This is a genomic window from Pseudomonas sp. IzPS59 (assembly GCF_014863505.1).
Classification (GTDB): domain Bacteria; phylum Pseudomonadota; class Gammaproteobacteria; order Pseudomonadales; family Pseudomonadaceae; genus Aquipseudomonas; species Aquipseudomonas kribbensis.
This window is the reverse complement of the sequence record NZ_CP062251.1, coordinates 1,487,948-1,506,971: the sequence shown is the minus strand read 5'-3', so window position 1 is coordinate 1,506,971 and position 19,024 is coordinate 1,487,948. Positions and strand designations below refer to the sequence as shown.

General features: G+C 60.8%; 18 protein-coding genes. 3 read left to right on the top strand and 15 right to left on the bottom strand.

Annotated elements, in window-relative coordinates:
• Positions 1 to 58: 58 nt before the first annotated feature.
• The 4 genes from IF189_RS06705 to IF189_RS06690 all read right to left on the bottom strand — a co-directional run bounded on the left by IF189_RS06705 (position 59) and on the right by IF189_RS06690 (position 4,036).
• The gene (locus tag IF189_RS06705) at positions 59 to 2,008 is read right to left on the bottom strand and encodes a DUF692 family multinuclear iron-containing protein (RefSeq protein WP_192553013.1); all 1,950 of its coding nucleotides are present in this window, start codon (positions 2,006 to 2,008) and stop codon (positions 59 to 61) included.
• Positions 2,009 to 2,023: 15 nt separating this feature from the next.
• Positions 2,024 to 3,184, bottom strand: coding sequence for an aKG-HExxH-type peptide beta-hydroxylase (locus IF189_RS06700; RefSeq protein ID WP_192553012.1), 1,161 nt, complete (start codon positions 3,182 to 3,184; stop codon positions 2,024 to 2,026).
• A gap of 15 nt (positions 3,185 to 3,199) precedes the next feature.
• Positions 3,200 to 3,676 (bottom strand): GNAT family N-acetyltransferase, encoded by a 477-nt coding sequence (locus tag IF189_RS06695; protein ID WP_192553011.1) that lies wholly within the window; start codon positions 3,674 to 3,676, stop codon positions 3,200 to 3,202.
• 99 nt (positions 3,677 to 3,775) lie between these two features.
• Positions 3,776 to 4,036: an Os1348 family RiPP precursor gene (locus IF189_RS06690; protein WP_119427265.1), complete on the bottom strand. Its 261-nt coding sequence runs from the start codon at positions 4,034 to 4,036 to the stop codon at positions 3,776 to 3,778.
• Between the two features lie 585 nt (positions 4,037 to 4,621).
• Between IF189_RS06690 and IF189_RS06685 the strand changes: the two genes are divergently transcribed.
• Complete coding sequence (locus IF189_RS06685) at positions 4,622 to 5,878, top strand: OprD family porin (protein WP_192553010.1); 1,257 nt, start codon at positions 4,622 to 4,624, stop codon at positions 5,876 to 5,878.
• Between the two features lie 177 nt (positions 5,879 to 6,055).
• Entirely contained in the window at positions 6,056 to 6,862 is an 807-nt protein-coding gene (locus IF189_RS06680; protein WP_192553009.1) for a methyltransferase domain-containing protein, read from the top strand.
• Between the two features lie 51 nt (positions 6,863 to 6,913).
• On the opposite strand, the gene pcaC is transcribed toward IF189_RS06680, so the two are convergent.
• From pcaC to pcaR, 11 genes are all read right to left on the bottom strand, one after another.
• Complete coding sequence (gene pcaC / locus IF189_RS06675; RefSeq protein ID WP_192553008.1) at positions 6,914 to 7,306, bottom strand: 4-carboxymuconolactone decarboxylase; 393 nt, start codon at positions 7,304 to 7,306, stop codon at positions 6,914 to 6,916.
• 10 nt (positions 7,307 to 7,316) lie between these two features.
• Positions 7,317 to 8,108: a 3-oxoadipate enol-lactonase gene (gene pcaD / locus IF189_RS06670; protein ID WP_134825734.1), complete on the bottom strand. Its 792-nt coding sequence runs from the start codon at positions 8,106 to 8,108 to the stop codon at positions 7,317 to 7,319.
• Between the two features lie 12 nt (positions 8,109 to 8,120).
• Entirely contained in the window at positions 8,121 to 9,485 is a 1,365-nt protein-coding gene (locus tag IF189_RS06665; protein ID WP_192553007.1) for a 3-carboxy-cis,cis-muconate cycloisomerase, read from the bottom strand.
• A gap of 46 nt (positions 9,486 to 9,531) precedes the next feature.
• Entirely contained in the window at positions 9,532 to 10,827 is a 1,296-nt protein-coding gene (locus IF189_RS06660; protein WP_114881728.1) for an MFS family transporter, read from the bottom strand.
• 188 nt (positions 10,828 to 11,015) lie between these two features.
• Positions 11,016 to 11,582 carry a protocatechuate 3,4-dioxygenase subunit alpha gene (pcaG, locus tag IF189_RS06655; RefSeq protein WP_134825732.1) on the bottom strand — a complete coding sequence of 189 codons (567 nt, stop codon included), beginning with the start codon at positions 11,580 to 11,582 and terminating at the stop codon, positions 11,016 to 11,018.
• Position 11,583: 1 nt separating this feature from the next.
• Complete coding sequence (gene pcaH, locus IF189_RS06650; RefSeq protein ID WP_007957831.1) at positions 11,584 to 12,288, bottom strand: protocatechuate 3,4-dioxygenase subunit beta; 705 nt, start codon at positions 12,286 to 12,288, stop codon at positions 11,584 to 11,586.
• Positions 12,289 to 12,324: 36 nt separating this feature from the next.
• Positions 12,325 to 13,530: a 3-oxoadipyl-CoA thiolase gene (gene pcaF / locus IF189_RS06645; protein WP_192553006.1), complete on the bottom strand. Its 1,206-nt coding sequence runs from the start codon at positions 13,528 to 13,530 to the stop codon at positions 12,325 to 12,327.
• Positions 13,527 to 14,306, bottom strand: coding sequence for a CoA-transferase subunit beta (locus tag IF189_RS06640; protein ID WP_007957829.1), 780 nt, complete (start codon positions 14,304 to 14,306; stop codon positions 13,527 to 13,529). The genes pcaF and IF189_RS06640 overlap by 4 nt, the downstream gene beginning before the upstream one ends.
• Positions 14,306 to 15,163, bottom strand: a complete 858-nt coding sequence (locus tag IF189_RS06635; protein WP_192553005.1) for a CoA transferase subunit A — start codon at positions 15,161 to 15,163, stop codon at positions 14,306 to 14,308. Before IF189_RS06635 ends, IF189_RS06640 begins: the two co-directional genes overlap by 1 nt.
• Positions 15,164 to 15,329: 166 nt before the next feature.
• Positions 15,330 to 16,676, bottom strand: a complete 1,347-nt coding sequence (locus tag IF189_RS06630) for an MFS transporter (RefSeq protein WP_085712968.1) — start codon at positions 16,674 to 16,676, stop codon at positions 15,330 to 15,332.
• A 294-nt stretch (positions 16,677 to 16,970) separates the two neighbouring features.
• Positions 16,971 to 17,813 (bottom strand): pca regulon transcriptional regulator PcaR, encoded by an 843-nt coding sequence (gene pcaR / locus IF189_RS06625; protein WP_007963153.1) that lies wholly within the window; start codon positions 17,811 to 17,813, stop codon positions 16,971 to 16,973.
• A gap of 643 nt (positions 17,814 to 18,456) precedes the next feature.
• Between pcaR and IF189_RS06620 the strand changes: the two genes are divergently transcribed.
• On the top strand, positions 18,457 to 18,657 hold the full coding sequence (locus IF189_RS06620; RefSeq protein ID WP_007957826.1) for a hypothetical protein: 201 nt from the start codon (positions 18,457 to 18,459) through the stop codon (positions 18,655 to 18,657).
• Positions 18,658 to 19,024: the final 367 nt, after the last annotated feature.

The window sequence follows — 19,024 nt, the reverse complement described above, 5'->3', positions numbered from 1 at the left end:
CTCGCGATAAACAAAAAGCCCACCATCCGGTGGGCTTTTTGTTGTCTGCGCAACGCCTTCAGCCGCCGACACCGTTGAGCAAAAACACCGGTTCTTCCAGATAATCGAGCCCCAGGCGGTTTTCGAACATTTCATCGCGCAGCGCCGCCGTGGTGAAACACCCAAGGTTCAGCGCCGTGGCCATCAGTGAAAACGTCTGGCTCAGGTGCCCGGCATCCATCAACGCCACCCGCAGCGCCCGGCTGAACTCGTACTTCCAGGCCAACCGCTCGACCCGCGCGGTGGACACGAACACCGCGGCCGCGTCCTTCACCCAGGGTTGTCCGCCGCAGGCTTCACTGATCCAGGCCCGAGGATCCTCCCGCGACAGCAATTCCAGTCCATGCCGGCGCACGGAGTAGTGGTAGAGCCCTCGCTCGAAACCCTGCACATTCATCAGCACCGCATACACCTCGGTGGCTTGCAGCGAGCCGCCGGAAGGCGAGGTTTTCTTCAGGAAAAAGTCACCCATACCGTTCGGTTCCATCGCCGTCACGCCCCAGGTGTAATAGAGCAGCAAGGACAACTGCGTCGGGGTCAACGGCTTGCCACTGAATGCCCGAGACGTACGCCGGGCACACAGCGAATCGAGCAGCGTCGTCTCAGCGAGGGTCTCGCCGGGCACCAGCAGCGGATTTTCCAGAGCAATGAAGGGATGAGAGTGATAGTCCTTGAAAGATGACGGCTGACGCTGCTGCGAGGCTTTCTGTTCCAGTTCGGCCTCTAGCTCGACGACGCTGACATAGGGCGTCTGCAAACCGGTGCGGGTGCTGAGGTAAAACTCCAGCGCTGCTTCCCAGCGGGACCAGAGCTGGAGCGGCTGCCTGTGCGCCCCGTCCGTCGGGCCGTCTACCGTTTGCACAATGCCGTAACTCACCAGCGCCTGCAAAAAAGCCAGATGACTGCCCTGCTCCGGGCTGTTCAAAACGCCCGGCAGCATCAGCGCACTTTCCAGCGTGTGCGGAGTCATGAAGTGGTTCAACAGTGGCAACAAAGTCTGGCAGAACTCCAGACTCAGGCCCGACTGCCGATCCCGCATCACAAAGAATGAAGACCCGACACTGAACCACACGCTTTCCCTGAGTTTGAGCAACGAGCCGGGCTCGAGGGCCTGAGTGTCCGGCGCTGGCGGCGGCTCGCGGCCCTGCCAGAACATATCCCTGGGCTTGAGACGCTTGATGTCGCGAATCAAGACCTCCAGTTGCGCATCACCGGCCCTGTCGGCGATGTCCCACTCCAGCGTCACCGCCCGGACGGGAGACACCGCAAACAGCTGCGCCAACAGATCCCAGTCCCGACGCGGATGCCCGGTGTGGATTTCAATCAACCGGTCCAGCGGCAACGAACGCAGATAGTCCTTGAGGTCGTAACCCAGCGCTTTGGCAGTGGTAATGGCACTGTCCAGATCCAGCAGAAACCCCGCACCGCTGCGTTGCACCACGCTGGAAATGAATTCGCCTTCCGGCTGCTCGTGGGCGTCGACCAATGAAAACAGTCGTGGCGCGTTTTCCAGTACCAGCGGCGTCGCGGTCAGTGCTTGCAGTTCCAGGGCGTTGGCGACCACCGTGTCGGCCACTTCCGCTGCCAGGGTGGGCAAAATGAAGTGCTGGGTGTCGCCGCCATGAAACCGCGACCAGGAAATGTGCTCCGCCAGCCAGGGTGAGCGGGTTCTGTCGCACAGCCGCCGGGTCATCTGCAGAAACTCGCGATCCATCGCGATCCCTACACTGCCGAGAGACAGGCTGGAGGAATGCAACAGACTGGGCGTCTGCTCCCCCACTTCAAGCAGGCGTGGTTCGAGGATGCTGTGGGTCGGCTGAAACTCCAGGTAATCGAAATGCGGCAGCCCTTCGGCGAGGATCCGTTCGAGGGCCGGATCGACTGCATGATCCACCACCCGGTGCCGGGGCAAGTGATACTCCAGCCCTACCCCGGCCTCGGGAAACCGCGAAGCATCGAACATCGTCATGATTGCCTCCCGGGCTCAAGCCGTCGCACCCAATACCGGTGGCGTCGTCGGCAGTGGCGCCGCAGCGGCCAGCCGCCCGGCGTATTTGCTCTCCATGGCCCGCACCTCGGCGGCAAGGTTTTCCAGCAACTGGCGCCCATGGGGCGTGAAATCCTCACAGCCCTGAAGGTCGGGCAAGGCCCGGATCAGCCCGCGCAGAATGAACAGCAGACGGTTCTGCGCCCGCTGCAATTCCTCGGCAGAACGCGACCGCACCCGCTCCATGTACTTGACCAGCGCGATGTACACGTAAAACGCATGAAAGTAGCCATACAGGTCACGTTTCTGGCCCGACCACGGCAAGCTGAATGACGCCTCCTGTGAAGCACCAGGGTCGACAATCGCAGACACCTCGACGACGTGATAAAGCAACTGGTGAGTCGCCTCATGCACCAGGGATTCCTCAAGATCGAGAATCGAGTCATCCCGGCTCGCCAGAAGGATGACGCCGGTGTAGCGCGAAGCCGAACAACTGCGAAAGGTTCCGTCCGGCAGGTAACAAATGGATTTGATCAGAGACTTCATCTGTTCACGGCAGGCCGGCCAGGTGTGTTCGATCCGCAACAAGGCAATCTTCACTACGTCAGCGAAGAACCGGCTGGAAACACCGCCGCGCTCCAGACGTTTGCGGGTCGCTTCGTCTTCCGGGAATTCATAACTGGGCGGCGTGGCCTTCATGATCAGCGGATCGGCGTCGAACCGGTACACCGGCGGATCGTTCTGAACCACGACCGACTTGCTTCGGGCCTTGACCCTGTCGAGCATCTCGGGAAACTCGAATAATGTCTTTTCCAGTTCGGCAGCACTCTCTGACTTTCCGACCAGAAAGTGATTGGTTAAACGAAACGCCTGCCCGGTCCATATCTGAAAGACCGGGTCATTGATAATCGACGCCTGCTCACGGGGTGGCAGCAATACAAGTTCCACCGCCTGATCGAAAAACACCGAGAACCGCGACTCCCCGGAAAACAACTTGAATAACTCGGCATATAAAACCATGAAGATGGTGAAACGATTGCGACTGACATGTTCAAGTAATATTTCAAACCTTGAATATCTGGCATCGGCAAGAAATGTGTTCCCTTTAAACAAGTCATCAACCGTCGAATCAAATTCGCCGTGGTTTCCAATATCCATTTTTCAACCATCCTTTCAGGCAGGCGGCAATGGTTTCGCCATGGTCAGACTGGCGATGTCATAGCCCAATTGTTCATAAAGACCGCGCGCCGGCAGGTTGCGGCCAAACACATGCAGACGCATTTCCTCGCAGCCGTTCTGGCGCGCCCAGGTTTCGGCGGCCAGCATCGATTGCCGGGCATGACCCTGACGGCGCTCGCCGGGTTCGATGTAGATATCCAGAATGAAGGCAATCGGCTTTGCACCGACATGCCTGCGGGCAATCCACAACTCACCGATGCGTCGCTGGTTGGCCCTGATCACCCAGAGCTGATGGTTTTCGGTCAGCCTTCCCTTGTCCAGCAACTGTGTGAAAGCCGTGGCGGAACGGTGTGGGGCCTCTGCCTGGCTCCACTCTCCCGAGGCGACCATGCCCTGGGCGTACTCTTCGATCGCCCTTTCGGTGAACGTCACAAAGTCCGCGTCGTCCATGGGAATCAAGGTGACTGACATACGTCGCTCACTCCCTGTGCAAGCACTTTGCAATCGGGCCATTTGGCGCACGCAGAGCCGGATCGCCGCTCCACGACACGCCAAACAGCCCCCCGGGCATCAGTCCATCCGTGCCTGAACCTGTTGTTGCTGGTCAAATATCGCAGCCGCTCCCAGCTTGTCGCGAATACCCGCCCCGGCGGTGCCCAGTTTTGCTACATCAATACTCTTGACGGCGCCCAGTTCGGATGCGCTCAGATGCACACCGATGCCCTTGGCCGCGCCTTCAGCATCCTTGTGCAACTGTTCCGCAAAGTCCTTATCAATAAGGGCACGACCGACCACCGTCGCGAGACGTTCCTGATTCACTTTTGCAGGCATGTTATCTCTCCTTGTTATCAATAATTAATCCTCTCAAAGGGACAATTAACCTCCCTGCCCCTTTCGAGAATTCTGAATATAGCAATGCCTGTTTCCTTTGCCAGTTACAACACAACTTCCCGTTAAACCTTTTCACGATAAGCGATAACGCCAATTATTAAGTTGAACCAGCGATGATTGAGAGAGCCTTTATTGCAACAATTACTGTAGGTAATTTCCTACCACTAAAGAAATAAGCACATCCACAATCGCCATTAATAGAACGCCGCCGGAGCAACTCTTTAATACGAAACATAAACACGGGATTTCATTAAGAATGCGCTGAGAACAAAAAATATAACCCTCTCCGATTAGCGTTCGATAATCGCACAAAACCCTGTTTACCCCGATTGAATCCCCGTGCCGATCCCCCTCACCATTGCCCACACCAACAAAACCAATAAAAACAGGTTCACCCCCATGATCACGCGTCCTCCCCGCTCGGGCTGATCCCGCCCTTCGTTTCATCGACTCCGTTTCCTGTCTGCAACCTCCGGTTGCGGCTGCGAACCGCTTCATCCCAAACAATTAGAGAGACCCGAGCCCATGACACGTTCTACAACACCTTGCGCACTCAGTCTGATCGCCCTGGCACTGACCGGCATCGCTTTGCCGGTGGCCGCCGAAGAGACGGGTTTCATCGACGGGGCCAAGGCCGACCTGAACCTGCGCAACTTCTACATCAACCGCAACTTCACCAACCCGACCAAGGCCCAGGGCCTGGCGCAGGAATGGACGCAGAGTTTCATCCTCGACGCCAGATCCGGTTTCACCCAGGGCACCGTCGGTTTCGGCATGGACGTATTGGGGTTGTACTCGGTGAAACTCGATGGCGGCAAAGGCACGGGGGGCACGCAACTATTGCCGCTGGATCATGACGGTCGCCCGGCGGACAATTTCGGCCGCACCAACGTGGCGTTCAAGACCAGACTGTCGCAGACCGAAATCAAGGTCGGCGAGTGGATGCCGGTATTGCCGATCCTGCGCTCGGACGACGGTCGCTCACTGCCGCAGACCTTTCGCGGCGGGCAGATCACCTCGAAGGAAATCGATGGCCTGACCCTGTACGGCGGCCAGTTCCGCGCCAACAGCCCGCGCGACGACAGCAGCATGAGCGACATGTCGATGTTCGGCAAAGCGGCGTTCACTTCGGATCGCTTCAACTTCCAGGGCGGTGAATACGCGTTCAACGGCAAGCGCACGCAGATCGGCCTGTGGAACGCCGAACTCAAGGACATCTACAGCCAGCAATACATCAACCTGATCCACAGCCAGCCGCTCGGCGACTGGACCCTGGGCGCCAACCTCGGTTTCTTCTACGGCAAGGACGACGGCAGCGCCCGGGCCGGCAAGCTCGACAACAAGACCTGGTCGGGGCTGTTCTCCGCGCGCTACGGCGGCAACACCTTCTATGTCGGCCTGCAGAAACTCACCGGCGACAGCAACTGGATGCGGGTCAATGGCACCAGCGGCGGAACCCTGGCCAACGACAGCTACAACTCAAGCTATGACAACGCTCAGGAGCGCTCCTGGCAAATCCGCCACGACTACAACTTCGCCGCCCTCGGCATTCCCGGGCTGACCCTGATGAACCGCTACATCAGCGGTGACAACGTCCATACAGGCACGATCACCGACGGCAAGGAATGGGGCCGCGAATCGGAACTGGGCTACACCGTGCAGAGCGGCACGCTGAAGAACCTGAATGTGCGGTGGCGCAACTCGACCATGCGCCGTGACTACAGCAATAACGAGTTCGACGAAAACCGGGTGATCGTCAGCTACCCGATCAACCTGCTCTAGAGGGCTGCGCCATCCGTCAGGATTCACGGATCGTCACCCATCGTTGAGTACAGTGGATGCACCTGAAGGACTCAGGCGCTCCACCCTTCCCGCTTCCGTTATCTGTTGATGTTGGTCCCCCGGGACTTGAGCCAGGCTGTCACCGGAAGACACTGCCGATCATCGGAGGACCACCTCATGATCACTCGAGTCAAACCGGCTCCCGATTGGGATGCCAGGGCGTATCAGCAGTTTTCCCGTCTCAGGCAACAACCGGTCGATGAACTGCTCGGTCGCGTCGATCTGCACAATCCTCAACGCATCTACGATCTCGGTTGCGGCACCGGAATTGCCACGAAGGTTCTTGCAGATCGCTGGCCCCGGGCAGATATCAAGGGCATCGACAGTTCGCAAGACATGCTTCAGGTCGCGCGCTGCCTGCCGATCAAGGCGCGCTGGCAACACGCCGAGTTGCAACACTGGAAACCCCGCAAGCCGGCTGACCTGCTGTTCGCCGCAGCCGTGTTGCATTTCATCGATGACCATCAAACGCTGTTGCCGGGATTGCTCCGCCACCTCAACCCCGGCGGCTGCCTGGCCGCCCATATGCCCGACTGGCGTGATGCGCTTTGGTATCGCCTGATGCTCGAGACCCTCGAGGATGCCGGCCCCGGTGGCCAACCGCTGGGCAGCCCGCAACTGCGCCAGCGCATGGCGGCGCGGCCGTTGTTGTCGCTGGAGGATTACTACCGTTTGCTCGCACCGCTGACCCGGTCGCTGGATATCTGGGAAACCGAGCAATTGCAGGTGGTCGACGGCAAGTCGCCGGTTTATGACTGGGTGAAGGTGTCGGCGCTGCGGCCGGTGATGCAGGGACTGACGCCGGAGGAACAGGCACGCTTCATTTATCACTACTTGATGCGTCTGCATGCGTATTATCCGCAGGAGGAAAACGGGCATACGCTGTTTGCGTTCAAGCGGATATTCTTTGTTGCCAAGGTGTGAAATTCAAAGGATCGCAGCCTTCCACAGGCTGCGATCCCTCGAATTCAACGATTACTCGCGTGATTCGGTACCCAGTTCATCCCACACCGATTCGGCCAGATGAAAGGTTGCATTCGCCGCCGGAATCCCGCAGTAAATCGCACTCTGCATGATCACTTCCTTGATCTCGCCACGGCTCACGCCATTGTTGGCCGCCGCCCGCAGGTGCAACTTGAGTTCACCTTCGCGGTTCATGCCGATCAGCATGGCGATGGTGATCAGGCTGCGGATGTGGCGCGGCAGACCCGGACGGGTCCAGATGTCGCCCCAGGCGTGACGGGTGATCATCTCCTGGAACTCCGAGTTGAACTCGGTCAGCGTGGTCAGGCTGCGGTCGACATGGGCATCACCCAGAACCGCACGGCGTACTTGCATGCCGTCGTCATAACGTTGTTTCTCGTCCACAAAAGTCCCCTCAAGCGGCCAGCAGGAATGTCAGCACGCGGTCGCTGAACGCGTCGCCGGCCTGAACGTTGGAAAGATGTGCGGCATAGAACTCGGCGTACTCGGCGCCCCGCACATGCTCCCGAATGAAATGCCCGCCGGACGGTGGCGTCACCGCATCTTCGGTACCGGCGATCACCAGTAACGGAGCCGTGATCGACGCCAGTTGATCGCGGAAATCCGCATCGCGCACCGCGGCGCAGTTGGCGGCGTAACCTTCAGGATTGGTGGCCGCGAGCATGTCGGTGATCTGCTTGGCCGCTGCCGGATTGGCCGCTGAAAAATCGGGCGTGAACCAACGGGCAATCGAAGCATCGCGCAACGCGACCATCGCCGCCGGGCCGTCACGCAACACGGTTTCGATGCGCGGATTCCACACCGACGGATCGCCGATTTTCGCAGCCGTGTTGCACACGATCAGTTTGTTAAGACGCTGGCCGGCATTGATTCCCAGCCACTGCCCGATCAAGCCGCCCATGGACAGACCGCAGAAATGCGCACGTTCGATGTGCAGCGCATCCAGCAGCGCCAGCACGTCGTGGCCCAGTTGCTCGATGCTGTAAGGGCCCGGCGTCACCAGCGACTGGCCGTGACCGCGAGTATCGAAACGCAGCACCCGAAAGTGCTCGGTGAACGCCGGCATCTGGGCGTCCCACATATGCAGGTCGGTGCCCAGCGAGTTGGACAGCACCAGCACCGGCGCATCGACCGGGCCTTCCAATGAGTAATGCAGTTCGCCATCGGCGAGTTGAATGAAAGCCACAGCCCTCTCCTTTCAGTCAGACAATGCGTTGTGTTCGGCCAGCGCCCGCTCGACCCAGACCTGCGCCTGACCGAGGTAACGGGCGGGATCGAGCAGGTGATCCAGTTCGGTTGCGCTGAGTTCGGCGGTCACCTGCGGTTCATCGCCGAGTACCGCACGCAGATGGCGTTGTTCGGCCACCGCCCGTTTGCAGCATTGTTCGAGCAGATGATGCGCGGCGTCGCGGCCAACCCGTTGCACGAGCACAATGCTCACCGCTTCGGCCAGCACCAGGCCTTGGGTCAGTTCCAGGTTGCGGGCCATCCGCGCGGCATCGACCTCCAGACCGTCGGCCAACAGCCGCGCCTGTTGCAGCGCGCCCGACACCAGGCAGCAGATGTCCGGCAGGGTTTCCCATTCGGCGTGCCACAGGCCGAGGCTGCGCTCGTGTTCCTGGGGCATGGCGCTGAACAAGGTCGAGACCAGCCCCGGCACGCGGGTGGCTGCGCCAATCAGCACCGCCGCGCCCACCGGGTTGCGTTTGTGCGGCATGGTCGAGGAGCCGCCCTTGCCCGGCGCCGACGGTTCGAACACTTCCGCCGCTTCGGTCTGCATCAACAGGCTGATGTCGCGGCCGAGCTTGCCGAGGCTGCCGGCGATCAGACCGAGCACTGCGCCGAACTCGACGATGCGATCGCGCTGGGTGTGCCAGGGTTGTTCCGGCAAGGTCAGTTGCAGTTCTTCGGCCAGCGCACGGGCAATCGGCAACGCCTGTTCGCCCAGCGCCGCGAGGGTGCCGGACGCACCGCCGAATTGCAGCACCAGCAGCCGTGGCTTGAGCTCGCGCAGACGCTGACGGCTGCGGGTCACAGCCCCGAGCCAGCCGGCGATCTTCATACCGAGAGTGACCGGCGTTGCGTGTTGCAGCCAGGTGCGTCCGGCCAATGGCGTCGCGGCGTGGCGCTGCGCCTGGGTGGCGAGGGAGTCGGCCAGTTGCGCCAGCTCCGCTTCGATCAGCGCCAGCGCCTGACGCAATTGCAGCACCAGCCCGGAATCCATCACGTCCTGGCTGGTGGCGCCCAGATGTACATAACGTTCGGCTTCAGCATCGGATGCGGCGATCCGCTTGCCCAACGCCTTGACCAGCGGAATCGCCGAGTTGCCCGCCGTGGCGATGGCTTCGCCCAAGGCTGCGAAATCAAACAGCTCGGCGCGACATGCATTCTCGATGGATGCCACAGCACTATCCGGAATCACCCCGACCCGCGCTTCGGCCCGGGCCAGCGCGGCTTCGAAATCGAGCATCGCCTGCACCCGGCCCTGATCGCAGAACACCTCGCGCATTTCGCGGGCAGTGAAGTAGGCATCGAACAATTGATTGCCCGGTCGCTGAGTCATAAACAGTCCTTGCCGGCGCGGGCCATCGCGGCCCGCGCACTTCGGTTTAGAGATCGTGGTGCAAATACGCGGCCTGTTTCGGCAAGCGCAGACTGAACAGGAACGCCACCGCCATCATCACCGTGACGTACCAGTAGAAGGCGTTTTCCATGCCCCCGGCCTTGAGGCTCAGAGCCACATATTCCGCCGAACCGCCGAAGATCGCGTTGGCCACCGCATAGGCCAGGCCGACGCCAAGGGCGCGCACTTCCGGCGGGAACATTTCGGCTTTCACCAGGCCGCTGATCGAGGTGTAGAAGCTGACGATCGCCAGCGCCACGGTGATTAGCACAAAAGCCAGGAACGGGCTGCTGACGCTTTTCAGGCTCAGCAGGATCGGCACGGTGAACAGCGTACCGAGGGCACCGAACCAGAGCATCGAGTTACGCCGGCCGATCTTGTCGGCGAGCATGCCGAACAGCGGCTGCATGCACATATATAAGAAGAGCGCGCCGGTCATGATGAAACTGGCGGTCTTGGCGTGCATGCCAGCGGTGTTCACCAGGTACTTCTGCATGTACGTGGTGAAGGTGTAGAAAATCAGCGAGCCACCGGCGGTGTAACCCAGCACGGTGATGAACGCGGCTTTGTGATCGCGGAACAGCGCAGCGATGCTGCCGGCGTCCTTGTGCTCACGGGTTTCCTTGTTGGTGGTTTCTTTCAGGGTGCGACGCAGGAACAGCGAAATCAGCGCCGCCACCGCCCCGACCACGAACGGAATCCGCCAGCCGTAGGCCCGCAGTTCGTCTTCAGAAAGAAACTGCTGCAGGATCACCACCACCAGCACCGCCAGCAGTTGCCCGCCGATCAGGGTCACGTACTGGAACGAGGCGAAGAATCCGCGCTGGCCCTTGAGCGCGACTTCGCTCATGTAGGTCGCCGTGGCGCCGTACTCGCCCCCCACCGACAAGCCTTGCAGCAGACGCGCGAACAGCAACAGCACGGGCGCCCAGACACCGATGCTGTTGTAGGTCGGCAGACAGGCGATGAGCAACGAGCCGAAGCACATCATCAGAATCGAGATCAGCATCGAATTCTTGCGCCCGTGCTTGTCCGCCACCCGGCCGAAGATCCAGCCGCCGATCGGTCGCATCAGGAATCCGGCGGCGAACACGCCAGCGGTGTTGACCAGCTGCACCGTGGGGTTGTCGGAGGGGAAGAACGCCGGGGCGAAGTAGATCGCGCAGAAGGCGTAGACGTAGAAGTCGAACCATTCGACGAGGTTGCCGGACGAGGCGCCGACAATGGCGAAGATGCGCTTGCTGCGCTCTTCGCCGGTGTAATGAGAGGTGGTGGTTGTCATTGTTTTTCACTCGATAGGGACAGTGAGAGTCTAGACACACTTCGCAACAGTCCCGTTCCACAGATACTCAAGCGCTGCAAATCCCTGTGGGAGCGGGCTTGCCCGCGATGCGGTGTGACATTCAGCACATAGGTCACTGATCTACCGCCATCGCGAGCAAGATCGCTCCCACAGGGTTAAGTGGTGTTCTAGTAATCGAAGAACACGGTTTCCGCATCAGTGCCCTGCAGAATCACATTCCACTGATAGACACCCTCTGCATCCGGCTTCGCCAGCAACGTGCTGCGGCGCTCGGCCGGTACGCATTCGAGCAGCGGATCATTCACGTTCGCCGGATCGCCCTCGAAATAAATCCGCGTCAGCAAGTGCTTCACCAGACCGCGCGCAAACACCAGCACCACCAGATGCGGCGCCTGGGTCGAGCCTTTCAGGCCTTCGACCGTGCCCGGTTTGATGGTGGTGAATCGGAAGCGCCCTTCGGCGTCCACCGGCACCCGGCCGAAACCTTCGAAATTCGGGTCCAGCGGTTTGGCCTGCTCGTCTTCCGGGTGATCGTATTTGCCGGCGGCGTTCGCCTGCCAGACTTCGAGCATGGCGTCGTTGACGACATCGCCGTTGCCGTCCACCACTTGCCCGGTGATCGCCACGCGCTGGCCGAGGGTCAACTCGTTGGCGAGGTGTTCGCGGTTCAGCCAGGTCAGGCCGATGTGGTAATACGGCCCGACGGTGTGGGACGTGGTCGCAGTCAGGGTCATCTCATTTCTCCATCGGCGTGGCTTCGCGGCCGCGCAGCACGATGTCCCAGCGATAAGCGAGGGCGTAGGACGGAATGGTTTTTTCCAGATCGAAAGCGGCGATCAGGCGTTCCTTGGCCGAAGTGTCCGGCACGCAGTTGTAGATCGGGTCGTAGGGCAGCAGCGGGTCGCCGGGGAAATACATTTGCGTGACCAGACGCGTCAGGATGCTCGGCCCGAACAGCGAGAAATGCACGTGGGCCGGGCGCCAGGCGTTATGGTGATTGCCCCACGGATAGGCGCCGGGCTTGATGGTCTGGAACTGATACCAGCCGTCGGCGTCGGTCACGGTGCGGCCGGTGCCGGTGAAATTCGGGTCCAGTGGTGCGTCGTGCAGGTCGCGGGCGTGGTTGTAGCGACCGGCGGCGTTGGCCTGCCAGATTTCCACCAGAATCCCCGGCACCGGCAGACCGTCTTCATCGAGCACACGGCCGTGAATGATGATTCGCTCGCCGAGCGGTTCGCCCTGATGCTGGGCGGTCAGATCGTTGTCGGTGTCGGCCACTCGCTCGGCACCGATGGTCGGGCCGGTGATTTCCGACAGCGAATGCGGCAGAAACACCAACGGCTTGGACGGTGAGCGCAGATTGGTGGATTGATAATTCGGGTGCAGGTACGGCGGCTGGGTGCCTTCCTGTGGGCGGCGGTAACCAGGCTTGTCAGTCATTTCGCTTTCCTCTGTTCTTGTTCGTCACGGCTTGCGTCAGACGCGTTCGATGGCCAGGGCCAGACCCTGGCCGACACCGACGCACATGGTCGCCAGACCTTTCTTGCCACCGGTCTTTTCCAACTGATGCAGGGCAGTCAGCACCAGACGTGCGCCGCTCATGCCCAACGGATGGCCGAGGGCAATCGCCCCGCCGTTCGGGTTGACCTGCGCCGCGTCATCCGCCAGCCCCAGCTCACGCAATACCGCCAGACCCTGGCTGGCAAACGCTTCGTTGAGTTCGATCACATCGAAATCGCTGACCGCCACGCCGAGGCGTTCGGTGAGTTTGCGCACCGCCGGCACCGGGCCGATACCCATCACCCGTGGCGCCACCCCGGCACTGGCCATGCCCAGCACTTTGGCCCGAGCGGTCAAACCGTGTTTTTTTACAGCTTCGGCCGAGGCCAGAATCAGCGCGGCGGCACCGTCATTCACACCCGACGCGTTGCCGGCGGTAACAGTCTTGTCCGGGCCATTGACCGGTTTCAGTTTGGTCAGGGCCTCAATAGTCGTATCGGCGCGAGGATGTTCGTCCTGGCTGACCACGGTTTCACCCTTCTTGTGGGAGATCCGCACTTCGACGATTTCCTCGGCGAAGTAGCCGGCAGCCTGGGCGGCGGCCGTCCGCTGCTGACTGCGCAGGGCGAAAGCGTCCTGATCCTCGCGCGACACTTCATAGTCGTCGGCGACGTTGTCGGCGGTCTGCGGCATTGCGTCGACGCCGTACTGCGCCTTCATCAACGGGTTGATGAAACGCCAGCCGATGGTGGTGTCTTCCAGCTTCATGTTGCGCGAGAACGCCGCGTCAGCCTTGCCCATTACGAACGGCGCGCGGGACATCGACTCGACACCGCCGGCAATCGCCAGCTCCATTTCGCCGCTGGCGATGGCGCGGAACGCCGTGCCGATGGCGTCCATGCCCGACGCGCAAAGGCGATTGAGGGTGACGCCGGGAACGCTCTCCGGTAGACCGGCCAGCAACAACGCCATGCGTGCCACGTTGCGGTTGTCTTCGCCGGCCTGGTTGGCGCAGCCGAGGAATACTTCGTCGAGGGCGCTCCAGTCCACCGACGGATTGCGATCCATCAGGGCCTTGATCGGCACGGCGGCCAGGTCGTCGGCGCGAACAGCCGCCAGACCGCCACCGAAACGACCGATGGGGGTACGAATCGCATCGCAGATATAAACGTCGCGCATCATGCTTCTCCCGGTGCCTGGCCGTGGGCCGCTGCGGTGCGGGCTTCGAGATCGCGCAAAGCGGTCAGCTCGACCTCGGTCGGTTCGGCGGTGGTGGCTACACTGTCGGCAAAACGGATGGCCCAGCCGGTGGCGGCGACCACCTGCTCACGGGTCACGCCCGGGTGCAGTGCGGTGACCACGAATTCGTGAGTGCCCTCTTCCGGTTCCATGATGCACAGGTCAGTGATGATGCCGACGGGACCTGCACCTGGCAGGCCCAGGCGTTTGCGCGAATCGCCGCCCTCGCCATGGCCGACCGAGGTGATGAAATCGAGCTTGTCGACAAACGAACGCGCCGACTGCTTGAGGATGATCAGCACGCTTTTCGCGGAACCGGCGATCTCCGGCGCACCACCGGCACCCGGCAGACGGACTTTCGGCTGATGGTAATCGCCGACCACCGTGGTGTTGATGTTGCCGAAACGGTCGACCTGCGCCGCACCGAGAAAACCGACGTCGATGCGTCCGCCCTGCAGCCAGTAGCGAAAAATCTCACCGGTCGGAACGACGGTATCGGCGGTTTCCGCCAGTTCGCCGTCACCGATCGACAGTGGCAACACACTTGGCTTGGCGCCGATCGGGCCCGACTCGTAGATCAGCACCACGTCCGGCGACGAGGTCAGGCGCGCGAGGTTGGCGGCTTTCGACGGCAGGCCGATGCCGACGAAGCACACCGAGCCGTTCTTCAGGCGACGGGCCGCAGCGACGGTCATCATTTCATTGGTGGTGTAAGTCATTACTTGGCCTCCGAAGCAGCGGCCAACTTGGCCTGGAACTCGCTGAAGTCAGCGCAGCCATGGATGTATTCGTTGATCCACGCGGTAAACGTCTCACGGTCGCGGGCGATCGGGTCCCACGCCTGATAGAAACGATTGTCACGCTCGGTGTAACCGTGGGCGTAGGATGGATGCGCGCCACCGGGTACATGGCAGACTGCGCTCAGGGCCCAGGTCGGCAGCACGCAGGCGTTCATCGGCGCGTTGAGGTTGTCGGCGATCTCTTCGACGGTGACGATGCAACGCTTGGCGGCCAGCGCGGCTTCTTTCTGCACACCGAGGATGCCCCACAGCAGCACGTTGCCCTGACGGTCTGCCTTCTGGGCGTGGATCACGGTCACGTCCGGGCGCACCGACGGCACCGCCGCCAGCACTTCACCGGTGAACGGGCAAGTCACGGACTTGATCAGCGGGTTGACCTTCGGCAGGTCGGAACCGGCGTAGGCCCGCAGCACCGCGAAAGGCAGGCCGGAGGCGCCGGCGACGTAAGCGTTGGCCAGGTCGGCGTGGCTGTGTTCTTCGATTTCCAGCGCGTGTGGCCATTGTTTCTCGACCGCATCGCGCAGTCGGTGCAGCGACCCCACACCCGGGTTGCCGCCCCAGGAGAAGATCAGCTTGCGTGCACAGCCGGCGCCGATCAGTTGGTCGTAGATCAGGTCAGGCGTCATCCGCACCAGGGTCAGATCTTTCTTGCCCTGACGAATGATTTCATGACCCGCCGCCGTAGGGATCAGGTGAGTGAAGCCTTCGAGCGCGACGGTGTCGCCGTCATTGACGAATTGCTTCACCGCGTCGTGCAGCGAAAGGATCTCAGCCATGGAGCGGGCTCCCGTTTTTGTAGTGGATCGCCAGTGATAAAAAGGCGCGAGGTTGTGCGCCGGAGTCACTGAAGATTAAGCCGCTGATTTTCGCCAAACAATCCGATAATCGACTGAGTGTTCGTTTATCGAACAGATTGTTATCAACCTAATGATCACCCCGGTATCAGGTCGCGTCCGCGTGACTGACCAGACCCTTGATCACCACCGCAGCCGTGGCCAGCCCGGCGGGGATCACCAAAGCTGTCAGCACCTGTTCGAAATTCCAGCCCAGGCCCAGCAGGGTCGCGCCCATCCATGCGCCGAGAATCGCACCGAAACGGCCGATCCCGAGCATCCACGACACCCCGGTCGCCCGGCCCTGCGTCGGATAAAACCGCGCCGCCAGCGACGGCATCGCCGATTGCGCACCGTTGACGCACATGCCCGCCACCAGCACCAGCGTCGCCAGCAACGTGATGTTGCCCAGGCTCTGCCCGACCGCGTAGGCAAACACCCCGGCCAGCAGGTAGAAAATGCCGATGACCTTGTGCGGATTGAACCGGTCCATCGCCCAGCCTACGCCGACCGCGCTCAACACCCCGCCGAACTGGAACAATGCGCCGATGAAGGCCGCCTGCTCCATGCTCGCGCCGCTGTCGCGCATCAGGGTCGGCAGCCAGCTGGTCAGCAGATACACGATCACCAGGCCCATGAAGTAGGTTAGCCACAGCAGCAACGTGCCGACGCTGTAGGTGCCGGAGAAAATCACCGCGAACACGTTGCGCGCTTTTACGGTTTTCTGTTCCGGTACGCTGAAACTTGCGGCCTGGGCGACGGTGGCCGGGTCGATCGGCGCGAGGGTCTTGCGCACTTTGTCGGTGCCTCGGTTACGCACCACCAGATAACGCGCCGATTCCGGCAGCCAGAGCAGCAACACCACGGCGAGGATCAGCGGCAGAATCCCGCCGATCAGCAACAGGCTGTGCCAGCCGAACGCCGGAATCAGCTTGGCCGAGATGAATCCTCCACCCGCCATGCCAAGGTTGAAGCCACAGAACATGCTGGTCACCAGTAACGACTTCTTGCGCTCCGGGGTGTATTCCGACAGCAGCGTGGTGGCGTTCGGCATGCCGGCGCCCAGCCCCAGACCGGTGAGAAAACGCAGCACCAGCAATTGCTCGACGTTGGTGGCGTAGGCCGACGCCAGGCTGAAAGCGCCGAACAGAAAGACCGCGCCGACCAGTACGACTTTTCGCCCGAAGCGGTCAGCCAACGGCCCGGAGCCCAGGGCGCCGAAGACCATGCCGATCAGCGCGGCGCTCATTACCGGGCCGAGGCTCGCACGATCGATGCCCCAGTCCTGGGACAGGGCCGGCGCGATGAAACCCATGGCCGCCGTGTCGAGACCATCGAGGAACACAATCAGGAAACACAGAATCACCACCCGCCACTGATAGCGCGAGATCGGTTGGGCATTGATAAAGGACTGCACGTCGAGGCAGTGACCTACAGCGGACTGAGGCTGGTTCATTATTTTTATTCCACGCAAAAAACGCAGTCGAACGGCGACCGGCCAAAGACTGGCACGGACACAAGCATATAAGGAGGAAATCGGGCGTTGCGCTAAAACCGGCAACAGGAACGGGAGCGGCGACAGTCGGGGAACGTGCGCATGGGAAGTTGCCTCTTGTCATTATTATGGGAGTCGACGATCCGGCGGGCTCATTCACAACAGCGCCGGATGACGCTGCCGCGACATTAATGATCCGGGGGTTTTAGCGTCAATTCGATAAACGCAACTCTGTGCGTTTATCGAACAGCTTCATCAGGCGAACAACTGCGCGCTGAGGTCGCGACTTGCGCTCAGCAGACCCGGCAGAAAGCGCTGTTCCAGTTCGGTACGGCTGACGCGACCGGCGTGGGTGCTGACGTTGAGCGCGGCCACCACCTGGCCGGAGGCGTCATACACCGGCACGGCAATCGAACGCAGGCCTTGCTCCAGTTCCTGATCGACGATGCACCAGCCCTGCTGCCGCACTTCCTGCAGACATTCGAGCAAGGACTCGGGGGTGTGCAGCGTGCGACTGGTCTTGGCCACCAGTTCGGCATGGTCGAGGTATTCACGCAGCGACGTGTCGTCCAGCGCCGCCAGCAGAATCCTCCCCATGGACGTGCAATACGCCGGCAGCCGCCCGCCCACCGACAGGTCCACCGAAATCAGGCGCTGGGTGGTGGCCGAGCGAGCGATGTAAAGAATGTCGTCGCCTTCCAGCGTGGCCATGTTGCAGGCCTCGTGGAGCTGCTCACTCATGCGGTCGAGGTACGGCTGGGCGGAGACTGCCAGCGGCGTCGAAGACAGATAGGCGTGACCAAGGGTCAGCACTTTGGGCAGCAACGAATAAGTACGGCCGTCGGTGGTGGCGTAACCGAGTTTGATCAAGGTATGCAGGCAGCGGCGTACGGCAGCGCGGGGGATTTCCGTACGGTGACTGATCTGGGCGATGGTCAGGTGGCGCTTGCGCTCCTGAAACGCCTGGACCACGGCCAGGCCGCGGGCCAGGGAAGTCATGAAGTCCGGATCGCCGGTCAGGGCCTGGATGCGTTTGGCCGGCGAGGCGACGATCGGCGGCGCTACCGAGGTGAAGGAATTGCGCATTTGATCGTTCATGTCAGGTCCTTTTTTCTTGTTCGGATCAACGGCTATACAAGCGGCTCGCAGACAGATGCACAAGCGCCAGATCGCCAACACCGGGCGATTATCGAACCGTCGACCGATAATCGCAAACGCGCCCTCCGACCCGGATGAAGCGACTCTGTAAAGTTTCCAACGCGATATCACTCATGCGCCCGCCCCCTTAGTTGATCGACTAAATGACGCCAGAAACACAACACCCGGCAACAACGACGCAACTACCGGTAAAAGTTGCGAGTCACAAAACAATCACACATCCGGAACCGTTTTTAACTTGGCAAAGATAGTCAATCCCGAATCGGCCGCTATAATGCACCTCAATGGCGTCGCACTTTTATTGGCCGTCGACGTCATTCGCTGAGGCAATGTCCATTGCCTTCAGCCCCGGCCAGCGCCTGATGTTCATTACCCATGCACCGCCAGCGCGCTCGCTGAAACAGGAAACTGATGCTGCGTCAGTTTTAATCTGGTGCCGTAGCCGCCTGCAACATGGAAGTCTTGACCGCCCTGCCGACAACACCGCTGCCTGTTCAGGCCGCGTCTTGTTGGCGAACCGGTTCAATTGATTCGTTGCAGTGCGTTTCACCAGACATTTATCTCAACTCATACAGGTAGCACTGTGACGAAAGACGAACTGCGCGCGGAACTTGAGCGCCAGGAACAACGTTACAAGGAAGTTTACGGCGGGGAAGTCACCACCTACGCCGCTCAACCGGAACCGGAACGCAAAGCCTGGCGTAAACGCCCGACCGTTCAGGATCAGGTCTTCCAGCAAGAACTGAAAAAAATGGAAGAGGAACTCAAAGCCGAAGAGCCTTGATGCCTTCCTTTGAGACTTTCGAGGGTAAGCGTACTCACCGGGTTACAAGCACGGTGGACTGACGATGCCTTGCGCGCCCGCTACCCGCGGGCAGCGGCCAACTCCCCTGTATTGCACAGGTCTGGAGCATGTCAGACACGTTTCTCAGATATTTCATACAAGCTTCTGCCCCCTCCCGCCCCCCGGTCGATCCGCCGGCTATTCGCATTTTTATCAATCGAATCAATGCCTTGCAAAACCCTGTAAAAAGCTTGGGTAATGCACCTTGATACAAATTAATTTGGCGAAGAAGGTTACCGATGAGCAGGTAGGGGATCGATTTCCAGTCTTTTCTGGCATAATCGCGCCCCCTTATGACCGGGTCAGA